This window comes from Streptomyces sp. LN549 (genome assembly GCF_043203805.1).
In the GTDB taxonomy this organism is placed as follows: Bacteria; Actinomycetota; Actinomycetes; order Streptomycetales; family Streptomycetaceae; genus Streptomyces.
In genome coordinates this window covers 36,655-50,923 of the sequence record NZ_JAZHRI010000002.1, presented here as the reverse complement: position 1 = coordinate 50,923, position 14,269 = coordinate 36,655, and the positions used below count along the sequence as shown (strand labels likewise).

Here is a 14,269-nt window from a genome sequence, read left to right as displayed (position 1 = left end):
TCCCGGAGTGATCAGGTGGGCATGGGTTCGGCGTAATGCCGGAAGGTGCCGCGTTCGGTGTGGATGCCGTACAGCCGTTCGGCCAGTGCGTCGGGGCTGGAGTGCTGAGCGCCCGGGCGGATCGCACCGGGAACGATCAGCTGTGCGACGTGGATGTTCTCGGGCGCGAGCGCGTCGTGGAGCATCGCCGCGTAGGCGCTCTCGGCGGCGAATGCGATCGAGGTACCGGCCACCTTCGGGTTCGGGCGTACGGCGCTGCCGCCGTTGACGAACAGCAGCGTGCCCCGGCCCAGCTCACGCATTCCGGGCAGGACGGCGTTCACGCTGGTCACCGGGCCCTTCACGGAGAAGGCCACCGGGTCGTCCAGGTCGGCGGCAGTCGTGTCGAGGACCGGCTTCATGAAGTCGCCGCGGGGCACGGGGCTGAACTGAAGGATCTCGACGGGCCCCAGCGTGTTGGCGGCTTCGTGCAGGGCCGCGGTGAGGGAGGCGGGGTCGAGGACGTCCGCGGTGAACCCGCGGGCGTGGACGTCGTCCCGGGCCAGTTCGGCGGCCAGGGCGTCCTGGTGCTGGGCGGTACGCGAGATGAGGGCGACGCGGTGGCCTGCGGTCCCGAAGCGGCGGGCGGCGGCCAGGCCAAGGCCGGGGCCGGCGCCGATGAGGGCGAAGGTGGTCACGGTGTTCCTCCTCGTTCAGGCGTGGCCGGGGTGGCGTGGTACTCCTCGTCGGTGACGGGGGCCAGCCAGTGCACGACGTCGTGGTCGTCGTCGCCCTCGTTGATGGCCAGGTGGACCATCAGCCGGTTCGGTGCGGCACCGTGCCAGTGCTCCTCGTCGGCCTCGAACAGCACGCGGTCACCGGGCCGAATGACCTCCACCGGCCCGCCCCGGCGCTGGCACAGGCCGATCCCCTCGGTGACGAAGACGGTCTGCCCCAGCGGGTGCCGGTGCCAGTGGGTACGGGCGCCGGGCATGAAGTGGACCAGGTTCGCGGTGACGCGGGACGGGGCCGGGGCGGCGGCGACGGCGTCGATGTAGACGTCGCCGGTGAACCAGTCGGCCGGTCCCTTGGCGGTGTCGATCGAGCTGTGGGTGATCTGCACGGTTGCTCCTTCGGGCGGTGGGAGGGTCAGGGCTTGAGGAGGGTCTTAATGGCGCGGCGCTCGTCCATCGCCCTGTAGCCCTCGGCGACCTGGTCCAGGGGCAGGGTCTGGTCGAAGACCTTGCCCGGGTCGATCCGGCGGGTGAGAACGCGGTCGATGAGGTCGGGGAGGTAGCGGCGCACGGGGGCGGGGCCGCCCCGCAGGCCGACGTGGGAGAAGAACAGCTCCTGCCCGTCGATCGCAACCTCGTGGGGGACGCCGACGAAGCCGACGTTGCCGCCGGGCCGGGCCGCGTGCAGGGCCTGCCGCATGGCCTCGGCGGTGCCGACGCACTCCAGCACGCTGTCCGCGCCGATCCCGCCGGTCAGTTCCTTGATCCGTTCGACGCCCTCCTCGCCGCGCTCGGTGACGATGTCGGTGGCGCCGAACTTCAGCGCGAGCTTCTGACGGGGCTCGTGCCGGGACATGGCGATGATCCGCTGCGCGCCCATCTCCTTCGCGGCGATCACCCCGCACAGGCCGACCGCGCCGTCGCCGACGACCACGACGGTCGAGCCGGGCTTGACCTCGGCGGCGTCGGCGGCCCACCAGCCGGTACCCATCACGTCGGACACGGCCAGCAGACCCGGCCAGAACCCCTCATCCGGCACCTCGTCGGTGGCGACCAGAGTGCCCTGGGCGTTGGGGATGCGCACGTACTCGGCCTGGCAGGTCGACATGAACTCGCGGTGCAGGCAGTTCGACTGGAAGCCGTTTCGGCAGTTCACACAGGTGTTGTCCGAGGTCGCGAAGGAGCCGACGACGAACTGGCCCGGCTTCACCGAGGTGACCTCGGGGCCGACCTCCTCCACGAAGCCGACGTATTCGTGGCCCATGGGGTGCGGGTCGCCGATCGGCTCCGCGCCGCGATAGGGCCACAGGTCCGAGCCGCATACACAGGTCACGGCCGTCCGGATGACCGCGTCGGTCGGGCGAAGGATCCTGGGGTCGTCCACGGTCTCGAACCGGACGTCGCCGGGAGCGTGGATCACTGCGCCGCGCATGAGTAGGACTTCCTTTGCGTGCCGAGGCGTACGGCCGCCAGATGACCGGGACCGTCGCCGTGTACAGAGCGGGGTACACGCCCGTCGTGACGGGACGGGCGGAAAGCGCCACGTCATCCAGGTAACCCGTACTTCGCGCCCGTAGCGAGACACCATCAAGGGGTGTACTGCCAGTACACCCCTATGGACGCGGGCAGGACGTACCGTCGAAGGCGTGGACAACCAGGCAGAGGTCCGCGAGTTCCTGACCTCGCGGCGCGCGAAGATCAGCCCCGAGCAGGCGGGACTGCCCGCAGGCAGCCGCCGGCGAGTGCCCGGCCTGCGCCGCAGCGAGGTCGCCGCGCTGGCCGATGTGAGCGTGGAGTACTACGCCAAGCTGGAGCGCGGAAACCTCGCCGGAGCCTCGCCGGCCGTCCTCGAAGCCGTCGCCCGCGCCCTCCAGCTCGACGACGCCGAACGCGCTCACCTCATGAACCTGGCACATGCCGCCGACGGCTCCGACGCCCTCACCCGGCCCCGCCGCCGCGCCACCCGGGCCTGGACCGCGCACCGGAGCCTGCAGTGGGCGCTGGACGCCGTCACCGCCAGCCCGGCCTTCGTCCGCAACGGCCGCATGGACATCCTCGCCACCAACCAGCTCGCCCGCGCCTTCTACGACGACGTCTATGCCACGGCCGGCAACCAGGCCAACCTGGCCCGGTTCCAGTTCCTCGACCCCTCGTCACGCCGCTTCTACCCCGACTGGGACCTGGCCGCCGACATCGCCGTGGCCATCCTGCGCACCGAAGCCGGCCGCAACCCCCACGACAAGGACCTGCACGACCTGGTCGGCGAGCTGTCCACCCGCAGCGACGACTTCCGCACCCGCTGGGGCGCCCACAACGTCCGCCACCACGGCACCGGCACCAAACGCTTCCACCACCACACCGTCGGCGACCTCACCCTCGCCTACGAGGGCCTGGAAATGGCCGCCGAACCCGGCCTCACCCTCACCATCTACACGGCCGAACCCGGCTCACCCTCCGAAGAGGGCCTACGCCTGCTCTCCTCCTGGGCCGCCACGCCCCAGGCCCTCGCACCACACCCAAGCGACTGACGATCCCCGGCCAACCGTGACATGCTCACCATGAACGCCCCTGTCGTTGAACGATCGAATGACGCCAGGCGCGGCGGGCGTCCAATGAACCCGGGCGTTCCGGGCGCTGGAGCGGCGCTGATCCAATCGGATCCGTTGGTGATTGATGACAGGGTTTGGTGACAGACAGGGTCCGATCCTCCGTGCGGAAGGCGCCCGGGATGGCGAACCTGGTCTGCAAGCGGGTCTCGACCGACCAGCAGTCGACCGCCCGGCAGAATCTGGTCCTGGACGAGGGGGATCGAGGACCCGATCCCGTTCGAAGAGAAGGCCGGCACCTCCATCCGCTCCAACGTCCGAAGTTCACCGCGCACCGGAGAGCTGCTGTCCACCGTGAAGTTCATGGTGCAGCCCCTCGCAGCGCCGGCGAACTCCAGCGCGACCTCCAGCGGGAACTGACCTACGACGGACTGCGGGCCGCCGGGGCCAAGGGCAACCGGTCACCACGGCCGCTGGCACGGCGGCCGCCGAGGAGCGTGTCGAGGGAGTGGAGAGGCCTGTGCCTCCCGAACCTGTCGTGCCGCCGCGACCGGCGCAGCCACCCCAGCCCTCGTCGCCACCCCTTCCTGCCGCGTTCCGTCGTCGTCGGCTGCCCGGCCGGCTCGGCCGCCGGAGCAAACGTCGCTGAACCTCTCGGTCCCGAACGCCGGCTGGGGGACAGGCGCACGGACGCAGCTTCTTCGCCCCGACGGGTCGTGCGCGGGTTCGATCCAGCCAAGCAGTCACTTTCCGTCAACATCGTGTGACTGGGCGGCGCGGCGGTCGGGTCCTGGGTAGACAAGGGGGTCGGGACGAGGCCGAGGGTGATCCGGGGGAGCGGGCGTTGAAACTGACGATCAACTTGGGGGTACTGCTCGCCGTGATCGTCTTCCTGCGTCTGCGTCGCCGTACGGAGGCCCGCAGCCGGAACGACGAGAAGCTGACCGTGATCATCGTGCTCGCCCTTGGCGTGGTCATCGCGCCGACCCCGGTCGGCGAGGGCATTCTCGACTTCCTAGGCCAACTCGCCTCCGGCATCACCGACTCCAGCCGCTGACCACCCGGAGCCCCTTGATGGCCACCCGCCGCGCGCAACGCCGCCGCCCCGTACGCCGAACGGCACCGCGCCGCCGCTCGGTCCGCTCCCGCCGGCAGCGGCAGCGCGACCGCCAGGTGCTCCTGCTCGCCGCCGGCGTCCTGGCCGCAGCAGCAGCCTGGGCGGTGATCTCGTGGCTCGCGACGCACTGGTGGGTCCTGATCGTCCTGGGCGCCGTCGCAGCGGTGGGCGGGGCATGGTGGGCCCACCGCTACCGGCAGCAGCGGGCATGGGACCGGGTACGCCAGCAGGCGCTGCGCTACGGACTCCCGCAGTTGGACTCCCTGCACCACCGCGACTTCGAGTACGCGGTCCGTGACCTGATGCGCCGCGACGGATGCACCGACGCCCGCCAGATCGGCGGAGCCGGCGACAACGGAGCCGACGTCCTGGCCACCGACCCCCACGGTCGCACCTGGGTCATCCAGTGCAAACACCGCAGAGACGGCGACCGGGGCTCGGCCGTCGGCACTCCCGACCTCCAGCGCGTCAACGGAACCGCCCGCCAGCTCTACGGCGCCGACATCGTCCTGGTCGTCACCAACGGCCGCTTCTCCACCCGCTGTGCACCGCTCGCCGCCCAACTGCACATGCACCTGGCCGATCGGCGGACCCTCGCCGCCTGGGCCGGCGGCGGACGTCCCCTATGGGAGCTCCTGCCGAAGATCCCCGCGCCCCGCACGAGCCGGTAGAACGCCATCAGCCGTTGCCGAAGCGGTAGCAGCACCGAGGCGCAGGAGGCCACACACGCGCCGTTTTGAGCGGCGATCATGTGAGACAGGGCCCCTGCGGCCGTCCGGGTGTGGAGACTGTCGAGCGCGAACCCATCCGGCGCCCTGGGGTCGGGCGTGGGCAATCCCAGTCTGACCTGCGGCTGATTGTCAGTGCTGCCGCTTCAGGATCCCGCCGTGGCGAAACCGAGCGATGAACAGGACTGTGCGGGGTGCGGGGGTTGGCGGGGCAGGGCCTTGACCCCTGATGTTGGACACGGTCCCAGTGACGGCGCCGCAGCGTGCGCTGGGCCTTGGCCACGATCTGCGGACGCTCGATCAGAAGGTAGGGGTCGAGCAGTTCCGGGAGCCGGGCTGCCCGGATCCCGTGTCGTACGGTCTGACGTCGCGGCCGCCCACCGTCCGCAACGGATCTCACCGAACCCGGCGGTGCCGCCAGTGCCGCCGGTACGGCCGAGAGATCTGAACCGGGAATCAGGCGGCGACGAGCTCCTGCTCACGGTCCGGCGTCTTGACCTTGGGCTTCTTGTTCGGCAGCGAGAGTCGGAAGACCTTGCGCCACGCGGAGAACACCTGCTTGGGCAGCGGGCCGGTGACGTACTCCAGCTCGTACTTGTCGAACAGCGCGCGCACCTTCACCGCAACCTCGGCGTACCGGTTGCTCGGCAGGTCCGGGAACAGGTGGTGCTCGATCTGGTGCGACAGATTGCCGGTCATGAAGTGCATGGCCCTGCTGCCGCTGATGTTCGCCGAGCCCATCATCTGGCGCAGGTACCACTGGCCGCGCGTCTCGCCCTTGATCGACCGGCGCTCGAAGACCTGCACGCCTTCGGGGAAGTGCCCGCACATGATCACCGAGTGGGACCAGAGGTTGCGGATCAGGTTCGCGGTGAACGTGGCGGCGAGCGTGGTGAGGAACGACGGGCCCGACAGCAGCGGGTGGATCACGTAGTCCTTGAGCACCTGCTTGCGGATCTTGCGGCCCACGGCCTTGGCCCGCGCGCGGAACTCCGGGTTCTTGCGGCGGCGCTTGTGCAGGTTCGTGCCGAGCTCCAGGTCGTACGCTGCGATGCCGTACTCGAAGAAGCAGGCGTTGATGAAGTTCCACAGCGGCTGGCCGAGGTGGAACGGGTGCCACTTCTGGTCTTCGTCGACGCGCATGATGCCGTAGCCGAGGTCGTTGTCCTTGCCGATCACGTTGGTGTACGTGTGGTGCAGCTCGTTGTGCGAGTGCTTCCACTGTTCGGACGGCGAGACGTGATCCCACTCCCAGGTGGTGGAGTGAATCTTCGGGTCTCGCATCCAGTCCCACTGGCCGTGCAGGACGTTGTGGCCGATCTCCATGTTGTCCATGATCTTCGCCACGGACAGACCGGCGGTGCCGAGCAGCCACGCGGGCGGGAAGATCGAGAACAGCAGCACGCCCCTGCTGACCAGCTCGAGCTTGCGCTGCGCCGAGATGACCTTACGGATGTAGGCGGCGTCTTTCTCGCCGCGGCTGGCGATCACCTCGTCGCGGATCGCGTCCAGCTCACGGCCAAGCTCCTCGATCTGCTCCGCAGTCAGGTGGGCGGTGGGGTCGATGGCGGTCAAGATGCTCCTACCGTTCGATGTCGCAGGGGCCCGCCGCGGCGGACACGCAGGTCTGGATGAGGACGCCCGGCTCGGCCTCGGTGATCTCTCCGGTGCGCAGGTCGCGGACGGCGCCCGCCTTGAGCGGCGTGATGCAGCCGAAGCAGATGCCCATGCGGCACCCGGAGGGCATGAGCACGCCGGCCTCCTCGCCGATGTCCAGCAACGGCGTGGCGCCGTCCGCGTCGACGGTCTTGCCGGTGGCGCTGAACGTGACCTCGCCGCCGTCTCCGGCGACGACGATGCTGGGGCGGAAGCGTTCGGTGTGCAGGCGCTCTTGTACGCCGTGCTCGGCCCAGTGCTCTGCGGCGGCGTCGAGCAGGCCCGCGGGCCCGCAAGCCCAGGTCTCGCGCTCGGCCCAGTCGGGCACGAGTTCGTCGAGACGGCCGATGTCGAGCATGCCGTCTGTGTCGGTGTGCACTTCGGTGAGCCGCAGCTTCTTGTCCGCGACCAGGTCGTGCAGTTCGTTGCGGAAGATCACGTCCCGCGGCTGTGGCGCGCAGTGGACCATGACGACGTCGTCCAACTCGATGTCGCGCAGCATGCCCATCACGGGCGTGATGCCGCTGCCGGCCGTCAGGTAGAGCACCTTGGCGGGCTTGGCCTGCGGCAGCACGAAGTCACCGGTCGGCTGGTCGAGCTGGATCAGCGTGCCCGGTTTCGCCCTGCGGACCAGGTGGTTGCTGACCTTGCCGTCCGGGATCGCCTTCACGGTGATTGTGACGCGGCCGTCCTGGCGGTTTGTCGGCGAGGTGACGGAGTAGGCACGCCACAGGCGCACCCCGTCGACGTCGACCCCGATCCGCACGTACTGACCGGCTGTGTGGCCGCGCCAGCCCCGTCCCGGCTTGATCACGACAGTCGCGGCGTCACCCGTCTCGGGGTGCACGGCCTCGATGCGCCCACGCAGGTCAGCGCTCGCACGCAGCGGGCTGACCAGGTCGAGGTAGTCCGACGGCAGCAGCGGCGTCGTGACCATCTCCAGCAGTTTCCACGCCCTGCTGCGGAGGGCTGCACTCGTCATGACTCCAGCTTGCTGCGCCTCAAGGCGTAAAGTCCTGACCGCAGGATGTAAATCTGGTCGGCTGAATTGTGCGCAGGGAACAAAACGTGAGCCATGCAATCCGGAGGGCCAGCGAACTGGCCCTCAATGAGACGACGGTCACCGCACTTCGGTCCGCGCTGAAGACCACCGCCGACGAGGTCGTCCAAGCGATCATCGACGAGGTCCCTCCCTACGCCAACGCCCTCTCGGGCCGCATGGGCGGCACCATCCGCCGAGCCGTCCGCACCGCCCTGGGGCACTACTTGGACCTCGCGAGCGGGAACGCCACAGGCGGCGACGCCGGTGACGCAGCCTACGAGCTGGGCCGCGGCGAGGTGCGTGACGGCCGTTCGATGGACGCCCTACTCAGCGCCTACCGCGTCGGCGCCCGCGTGGCCTGGCGATGCCTGGCAGCGGGTGCCGTACCCGCAGGTCTGCCCGCCGCCCAGGTCGCCAAGTTCGCCGAGCTGACCTTCGCCTACATCGACGAGCTCTCCGCCGCGAGCGCCGCGGGCCACGCCGACGAACTGGCCGCCAGAGGCAGGGCCCACGAGCGCCACCTGGAACACCTGGCCCGCGACCTCCTCGCCGGCGCGAGCCCGGACGTGCTGCTGGCCTCTGTTCAACGGGCCGGGTGGCAGCCTCCGGTTTCGCTGACCGCGGTCCTGCTGCCCGCCGCCCAGGCCCGGCCTGCCTACCGCGCGCTCGACCCGAGCACCCTCGTCCTCGACGATCTGCCGGACGCCACCGGTGTGCTGCTCGTCCCCGATGCCAACCGATCACATCTCTTGCGGCAGCTAACCGACCGCACCGCAGTGGCCGGCCCGGCCCGGCCATGGACTCGTGCGTCCGCCTCGTACGCACGAGCCATACGCGCGCGCTCCCTCTCCTCTGATATTCGCGACACCGAGGACCACCTGCCCGAGCTGGTGCTGAGCGCCGACGTGGACGCGTTCGCAGACCTGCGTGCCCGAGTCCTCGCGCCGTTGCGGACCTTGCCTGTCGCGACCGCGCGGCGGCTGGAGGAGACGTTGCGGGCGTGGCTGCTGCACCAGGGCAGGCGGGACGAGGTGGCGGCGGCGCTGTTCGTCCATCCCCAGACAGTCCGGTACCGGATGTCGCAGCTGCGGGAGGTGTTTCCGGATCTCGCATCGCCACACCGGGTCCTTGAACTGACGCTGGCGGTCGGTATTCGGGTCACCTGACGCTTACTTCGACCGTCCACGAACGCGTCCGCGAGCAGTCCAGGAACCGTGTCTGGTTCGCGGTGCCATCAGCTGGCTCATGCGGCCCGGGGAAGAGCGGTATGAGCCAGCTGAGACCAGGGGTTGATGTGAAGACCAGACGATGCCTCGGAAAGCCCGTCGGGGCGTTGTCTCTGAGAAGCGCGGTGGCGGATACGGTTCGACTGGATCCGGTGGACGATGCGCACCGGCCCGCTCGTCGACGCGCTCATCGAGTATCTGGTCGGCGATCTGGGCCGCTATGCCATGGAAAACGGCTTTCATATCGTCTTGGAGAGCGCTGTCCTGGCACGAGCTCACCCACGGGCGAGCGGCGGGCTGCAACTGGGTGACCGGCGGGGCGGCCTGGCGCACCGCGCAAGGGATGATGGGGATGGAACGACGGAACGTGAGGTCAGGAGATTCCATGACGAAGCGGGTTCACCGACCCCGTGAGGATGCGGAGTTCGAATTCATCCTCGGGATGAGCGGAGTTCCGGTCCTCGCATACTTCACCGGGACATGGCCCAAGGCAATCGAGCCCTGCCGGGTGATGGACCTCGTCGTGGGTGGCATCGCCGACGACTACACGGGCCGCCTGACGGCCGTCCGCGCCGACATCACGCGTTGTCCGGCCGCAACCGAGCGATACGGGATCACCGGAGCCCCGTCCTACGTCCTGCTGAAGGAGGGAGAGGCGGTGGCGCACGGCACGGGGCCTATGACCATCACCGAGATACGGAAGTTCCTGGACGGCCACCTCTGAGCGGCCGCTGCGGCACGTGGCCGCGACGCCCGTCACGTCTCGTCTTGGGAGCTGCGCCGCCTGGGACACCTTGGGGCTGAGGCACCCCCACAGGTCACATAACCCCGTCGAGTCCCACGTCCACGGGGAGTGCGGCGGCCGCTGCGGTGACCTCTGGAAACGCCATGGTCGTGTCCGTTCCCCGCCGGGAACGGATCATCACCCGCCCGTCCGCATACCGGGCCAAGAGCGCCCGGTAGCCGTCCCACTTCGGCTCCGCAGGTGCTGGGCGGGCAGGACTGGTCTGTCCACCGCGGCAGCGAGCATCGGCTCCGGCAGCGTCCAGTCCATGACTGACACCTATCACCGCGTGGGCGGAGTTCGTTGGTGCCTCGCCCGCAGCGCACCGTCATGCCCCATACCAGCAAGATGGGCCCAGGTCACAGCTGTGCTCTCCTTCGACAGAGTCCGATGGCGCCGGGCTCCGCCATCAGCCCGGGCGGTGGGCGGCTGCGGTTCCGGTGATGCCAGGTCGATCGCGGGCGTGGGCGCGGTCGAGGGCGGCTTCAAGGGCATGGGCTTTGTCGTCGTGGGTGTTGACGTGAGCTGACGCACGGCTTGTTCGGCCGGGAGCAGCCGTTCGGCACGCAGCGAGATGGTGCGGACACGGGCTCGCTGAAGGCCGAGGAGTCCAAGGAGGTCGAGTGCGGTGTGGGCGAGCTGCGCGGTGTGGGCGGTTGTTTCGGTCAGGGTACGGGCGCAGGTGGTACTGGTCCGGTCGGCATAGGTGACGGTCAGGGTGAGTGCCTGGGTAATGCTGCGCTCTTCGCGAAGGCGGGCGCCGAGTTCATTGGCGAGGCCGAGAAGGGCAGCGTGATGCCGGGCGGGGTCGAGCTCGTCGCGGTCGTAGGAGTGGGCAGTGCTGATCGAGCGGGGTGCGAACGCGTTTCCGCGATCAACCATCCGCTCGAATGCGGTTCTGCTGTGCGGACTTGGGGGGAGGGGACTGTCAGTGCCCGGCGCCAGCATGCTTACCTGGGTCATGCCCCAGATCCTCCGTCACGGGCAGGCACTCGGCGAGCAGGTCGACGACGTCGCGCCAGGCTCGCTGCGCGTGCCGTGGGTGGTAGCCGACGCCGGGGACCACAGGGTGGCCGACCGGCGGGTGGTGGAAGGCGTGCAAGGCGCCGCCGTAGACCGCGAGGCGCCAGTCGACGCCCGCGGCCTGCATCTCAGCAGTGAACGCGTTCCGTTGCGCGGGCGGCATGATCGGGTCTTCCGACCCGACCCCGGCCCACACCGGGCAGCGAATGCGCGCCGCCTCGCCCGGTCGGCCCGTGGTCAGTGCGTTGACTGTCCCGATCGCGCGCAGGCTGACGCCGCCGCGCCCGAGTTCCAGCCCGACGGCGCCTCCGGTGCCATAGCCGACGGCGGCGATCCGGTCGGGGTCGGTCCGCGGTTCGGCGCGCAACACGTCGAGCGCCGCATGGCCGATGCCCCGCATCCGGTCGGGATCAGCGAGCAGCGGCAGGCAACGGGCCAGCATCTCCTCGGGGTCGCCCAAATAGCGCCCGCCGTGAAGGTCGAAGGCCAGCGCTACATATCCCAGTTCGGCGAGGGCATCGGCCCGGCGGCGCTCGACGTCGCTGAGCCCCATGCCCTCCGGTCCGAGCAGCACCGCGGGCCGGCGGTCGACACCGGCCGGGAGAGCGAGGTGCCCGATCATCGTCAAACCGTCCGCCGGGTACTCGACCGTACGCGTCGTAATCTTCGTCATGAGACTGGACTGTAGTGATCGTCGAGCCCGGTCCGGCTGCTGTTCTGCCGCTGGCAGAACAGCGCGGGTGTCCCTCTGAAATACGGGACGGGCCGGGCGCTCAGGGCTTCAAGATCATCCCAATGCCCCTTTGGCGCGTGTCTCGGTCACACCCCCACAGGGGCACTACTTTCGGGAGGGGCGGTGCTTGCCTACCGCGGCTGGTCGGCGCCGGCGACCGGTGCGAGCGCATCACGCAGCTGTTGGATCCGTTGGAAGTGCAGCCCGGTCATGCCGACTGCGGTCGCCGCGGTGACGTTCGTGAGGGTGTCGTCGATGAACAGACACCGCGACGTGGGAACCCCGGCCCGTTGGGCGGCGATCTGATAGACACGCGGGTCGGGCTTGGCCACGCCGATCCGCGCGGTGTTCACGACGGCGTCCACCGCGTCGGTCAGCCCCAGCTGGGCGAGGTCGGCTTCCAGCCGGGTGGTGGCGTTGGAGACAAGCACGACAGGAACCCGCCGACGCGCCGCTGAAAGCAGGGCCAGGACGTCCCCGTCAACCCGGCCGATCAGCACCCCCCAGGCGGCGGAAATGGCATGCGCTCTCTCCGCTGATCCGCATGCCTCGGCAAGATCCTCTGCTACGGCCGAACGCCACTCTTCGTCCGTGATCTCTCCCGTGACCGCCGGCACGAGGCGCTCGGGCCGAAAGGCTGCCGTCGCAAGCGTTCCACCCGGAAGCCCGTACTCATGATCGAGGCCGGACATCCCGTCTGGATCCCACAGGCGAAGGACTCCATCGAGGTCGCACAGCACTGCGTCGAAGGGCATGGAGCTCATGGACAAGATCTTGCCAGGGGACGGCACATTCACCGGCGTCGGCCCCAGGACGGCGCCGGGGACCACCGTCGCGGCCTGACGATCCTTCCTGGGCCGCACGCAGAGCCGGGTCGCTATGGCCGACGTGTCGGAAGCAGGGGCACAGAGGGACACACATTTCGGAAACCGCTCGTGTTCTTCCCGCACCGGAGCGACACGGCCGGCCAAATCCCCGGGACACAGCCTGCGACGTGACCTCGCCACAACGAGACACGACCAGCGCGGGACACAGCGAGTGCGGAAACAATACCGGGCCGTGCCGGAACAGGGGGATGTCGGCGATGACGTCCTGGGGGTCGCGGGGCTGGAGCCGGCCGACGAGGTCCTGCTGGCCGGGTGAATCCAGCTGGAACATGCCTACGGTGTCGGAGTCCTGGATCAGTGCGAACGCGAACTGGTCGTCCAGGGGACGGGGTTGTCCAGGTCGATCTGCCGGCCGGTGGTACGTCGGATCTCGGTGACGGCGTGCGCCATCGCCGACTGCATCCGCACCCCCAGCACATCAAGCTTGAGCAGGGCGAGGTCTTCGATGTCTTCCTTGTCGGCCTGACCATCGGGTAGCCGCCTGGCGTCGGCTGGATGGGCAGCCGGTCCAGCAGGGTGTTGTTGGAGAGGATGACTCCGCAGGGGTGCATCGCCATGCCGCGCGGCAGCTTGTCGAGCCCCTCCGCGCGCTCCCACAGGGCGCCGTAGGCATCCGCGTCAGCGGCCAGGTGCCGCAGCTCGGGCAGCTGGTGCAATGCGTCGCGGATGTCGCACGCCCTGATGTGTGCGTGTGTCGCCCACATCGAGGGTGTTCGCGCCGTCTGCCCACTGGCCGGGGTCGAAGGCGGCCAGGTCGATGGAGTCGAGGGACGTGGTATCCACGGAAGGAACCTCTCTGCGGGACGCGAGTGGGGCGTCGTTGCGGTTGGCTGCCGCGCCTCGGGGACGCTGGCCGACGGCTTCCTGCCGGCCGGAGGTTTCCCCCCGGCCGGAGGTTTCCTGGCGGCTCAGGCGGACTGGGGCGTGAGGGAGTGGAAGGGCTGTCCGTCGAGCGTCCAGTGCAGGTCGGGCGTGATACCCAGGGCGGCGTAGACGTGGGCGGCGACATCGGCGTGGCGGAGGCTGTCCGGTGGGGTGGTGGAGTCGATGCCGGGGCCGTTCGCAACGATCCAGGCGGTGCGCTCCAGTGTGCTGCGACCGCCGTGGCCGCCTTCGTCGCGGTGGCCGTGGTCGGTCACCACGATGACGGTCCACTCCTCGGACCCGGCGTCGGGACGCTCACGTATGGCGGTGAGCAGCTGTCCGAGTTGCCGGTCGGCGGTCTCGATCGCGTTTCGGTACTCGGCTCCGCAGGCGAGGAAGTGGGCGGTCTCGTCAACAGCGCCGAGGTAGACGAAGGAGGCGTCGAGGTCTTCGCCGGAGCTGAGAATTCTTGCGGCTTCGTCGGCCACGCTCTGGTCGCACTCGTCCCAGCCCTGCGGGGTGTCCTCGCGCGGAGCGATATAGGCGAGCCTGCTCGGGGCCGCGAAGACCGGGCCGCCCTGCCGGGCCAGGAACAGGGGTTCCCAACCGCCGGCCGCGAAGGTCCGCTTCCCGCGCTCGGCGGCCAGCCGGGTGGTGAAGTCGGGGAACACCCCGAGCCGGTTCCCGGAGAAGTTGTTGCCCCAGACTCCGTGCTTGGCCACGCCGACACCGGTGACGATCGTGGTCCAGCAGGGGCCCGACATGGTCGGTGTGTCGTCGTCGATGTGGACGGGCGCGAAGAAGCCGGCGTTCGCGACTTCGTCGAGGTTGGGCGTTTCCAGCATCGGCAGCAGATCGAGGCGGACGCCGTCGATTCCGACGACCAGGACGCGGGGTGTGGGCATGTTCTCGGTTCTTTCGTGGGGCGGGCGGAGAAGGGACGGGGGATG

16 protein-coding genes and 1 pseudogene are annotated in these 14,269 nt (G+C 69.5%); 6 read left to right on the top strand and 11 right to left on the bottom strand.

Annotation, left to right across the window (positions count from 1 at the left end; all coding sequences use genetic code 11):
- Positions 1-11 precede the first annotated feature (11 nt).
- From SH922_RS00300 to SH922_RS00290, 3 genes are read right to left on the bottom strand one after another with little or no spacing between them, the layout of a single operon-like run.
- Entirely contained in the window at positions 12-677 is a 666-nt protein-coding gene (locus SH922_RS00300) for an SDR family NAD(P)-dependent oxidoreductase (protein ID WP_393053081.1), read from the bottom strand.
- On the bottom strand, positions 674-1,102 hold the full coding sequence (locus tag SH922_RS00295) for a cupin domain-containing protein (RefSeq protein ID WP_393053078.1): 429 nt from the start codon (positions 1,100-1,102) through the stop codon (positions 674-676). The genes SH922_RS00300 and SH922_RS00295 overlap by 4 nt, the downstream gene beginning before the upstream one ends.
- A 26-nt stretch (positions 1,103-1,128) precedes the next feature.
- Positions 1,129-2,145, bottom strand: coding sequence for a zinc-dependent alcohol dehydrogenase family protein (locus SH922_RS00290; RefSeq protein WP_393053075.1), 1,017 nt, complete (start codon positions 2,143-2,145; stop codon positions 1,129-1,131).
- A 214-nt stretch (positions 2,146-2,359) separates the two neighbouring features.
- Between SH922_RS00290 and SH922_RS00285 the strand changes: the two genes are divergently transcribed.
- The 3 genes from SH922_RS00285 (at position 2,360) to SH922_RS00275 (ending at position 5,047) form a co-directional block, all read left to right on the top strand.
- Complete coding sequence (locus SH922_RS00285) at positions 2,360-3,241, top strand: helix-turn-helix transcriptional regulator (protein WP_393053072.1); 882 nt, start codon at positions 2,360-2,362, stop codon at positions 3,239-3,241.
- An 862-nt stretch (positions 3,242-4,103) separates the two neighbouring features.
- Positions 4,104-4,316, top strand: a complete 213-nt coding sequence (locus SH922_RS00280) for a hypothetical protein (RefSeq protein WP_393053069.1) — start codon at positions 4,104-4,106, stop codon at positions 4,314-4,316.
- A gap of 17 nt (positions 4,317-4,333) precedes the next feature.
- Positions 4,334-5,047: a restriction endonuclease gene (locus SH922_RS00275; protein WP_393053067.1), complete on the top strand. Its 714-nt coding sequence runs from the start codon at positions 4,334-4,336 to the stop codon at positions 5,045-5,047.
- 513 nt (positions 5,048-5,560) lie between these two features.
- Here SH922_RS00275 and SH922_RS00270 read toward each other — a convergent pair.
- Both SH922_RS00270 and SH922_RS00265 read right to left on the bottom strand, forming a co-directional pair.
- A complete protein-coding gene (locus SH922_RS00270; RefSeq protein WP_393053064.1) occupies positions 5,561-6,679 on the bottom strand; it encodes a fatty acid desaturase family protein in 1,119 nt (372 codons plus the stop codon).
- A gap of 7 nt (positions 6,680-6,686) precedes the next feature.
- The gene (locus SH922_RS00265; protein WP_393053061.1) at positions 6,687-7,742 is read right to left on the bottom strand and encodes a ferredoxin reductase; all 1,056 of its coding nucleotides are present in this window, start codon (positions 7,740-7,742) and stop codon (positions 6,687-6,689) included.
- A gap of 86 nt (positions 7,743-7,828) precedes the next feature.
- On the opposite strand from SH922_RS00265, the gene SH922_RS00260 reads away from it, so the two are divergent.
- The 3 genes from SH922_RS00260 to SH922_RS00250 all read left to right on the top strand — a co-directional run bounded on the left by SH922_RS00260 (position 7,829) and on the right by SH922_RS00250 (position 9,752).
- A complete protein-coding gene (locus SH922_RS00260; protein WP_393053059.1) occupies positions 7,829-8,968 on the top strand; it encodes a PucR family transcriptional regulator in 1,140 nt (379 codons plus the stop codon).
- Between the two features lie 219 nt (positions 8,969-9,187).
- Complete coding sequence (locus SH922_RS00255; protein ID WP_393053056.1) at positions 9,188-9,442, top strand: hypothetical protein; 255 nt, start codon at positions 9,188-9,190, stop codon at positions 9,440-9,442.
- A complete protein-coding gene (locus SH922_RS00250; RefSeq protein ID WP_393053054.1) occupies positions 9,414-9,752 on the top strand; it encodes a thioredoxin family protein in 339 nt (112 codons plus the stop codon). Before SH922_RS00255 ends, SH922_RS00250 begins: the two co-directional genes overlap by 29 nt.
- A gap of 94 nt (positions 9,753-9,846) precedes the next feature.
- Here the strand turns inward: SH922_RS00250 and SH922_RS00245 are convergent, their stop codons facing one another.
- The 6 genes and pseudogenes from SH922_RS00245 to SH922_RS00220 form a co-directional block, all read right to left on the bottom strand.
- Entirely contained in the window at positions 9,847-10,098 is a 252-nt protein-coding gene (locus SH922_RS00245) for a hypothetical protein (RefSeq protein ID WP_393053052.1), read from the bottom strand.
- A complete protein-coding gene (locus SH922_RS00240) occupies positions 10,095-10,775 on the bottom strand; it encodes a hypothetical protein (RefSeq protein WP_393053051.1) in 681 nt (226 codons plus the stop codon). The genes SH922_RS00245 and SH922_RS00240 overlap by 4 nt, the downstream gene beginning before the upstream one ends.
- Entirely contained in the window at positions 10,741-11,508 is a 768-nt protein-coding gene (locus SH922_RS00235; protein WP_393053049.1) for a dienelactone hydrolase family protein, read from the bottom strand. Before SH922_RS00235 ends, SH922_RS00240 begins: the two co-directional genes overlap by 35 nt.
- A gap of 191 nt (positions 11,509-11,699) precedes the next feature.
- A complete protein-coding gene (locus SH922_RS00230) occupies positions 11,700-12,332 on the bottom strand; it encodes an HAD family hydrolase (protein ID WP_393053047.1) in 633 nt (210 codons plus the stop codon).
- A 286-nt stretch (positions 12,333-12,618) separates the two neighbouring features.
- Positions 12,619-13,141 (bottom strand): annotated as a pseudogene (locus SH922_RS00225) (DNA polymerase III subunit alpha); the annotation flags it as partial.
- A 222-nt stretch (positions 13,142-13,363) separates the two neighbouring features.
- Positions 13,364-14,224 (bottom strand): alkaline phosphatase family protein, encoded by an 861-nt coding sequence (locus SH922_RS00220; protein WP_393053045.1) that lies wholly within the window; start codon positions 14,222-14,224, stop codon positions 13,364-13,366.
- Positions 14,225-14,269: the final 45 nt, after the last annotated feature.

Excerpts from the sequence above, each read along its gene's own strand:
- SH922_RS00250 (WP_393053054.1), top strand. The coding sequence starts at position 9,414 with ATGACGAAGCGGGTTCACCGACCCCGTGAGGATGCGGAGTTCGAATTC.
- SH922_RS00265 (WP_393053061.1), bottom strand. The coding sequence starts at position 7,742 with ATGACGAGTGCAGCCCTCCGCAGCAGGGCGTGGAAACTGCTGGAGATG.
- SH922_RS00235 (WP_393053049.1), bottom strand. The coding sequence starts at position 11,508 with ATGACGAAGATTACGACGCGTACGGTCGAGTACCCGGCGGACGGTTTG.
- SH922_RS00220 (WP_393053045.1), bottom strand. The coding sequence starts at position 14,224 with ATGCCCACACCCCGCGTCCTGGTCGTCGGAATCGACGGCGTCCGCCTC.
- SH922_RS00290 (WP_393053075.1), bottom strand. The coding sequence starts at position 2,145 with ATGCGCGGCGCAGTGATCCACGCTCCCGGCGACGTCCGGTTCGAGACC.
- SH922_RS00275 (WP_393053067.1), top strand. The coding sequence starts at position 4,334 with ATGGCCACCCGCCGCGCGCAACGCCGCCGCCCCGTACGCCGAACGGCA.
- SH922_RS00230 (WP_393053047.1), bottom strand. The coding sequence starts at position 12,332 with ATGAGCTCCATGCCCTTCGACGCAGTGCTGTGCGACCTCGATGGAGTC.
- SH922_RS00240 (WP_393053051.1), bottom strand. The coding sequence starts at position 10,775 with ATGACCCAGGTAAGCATGCTGGCGCCGGGCACTGACAGTCCCCTCCCC.
- SH922_RS00255 (WP_393053056.1), top strand. The coding sequence starts at position 9,188 with ATGCGCACCGGCCCGCTCGTCGACGCGCTCATCGAGTATCTGGTCGGC.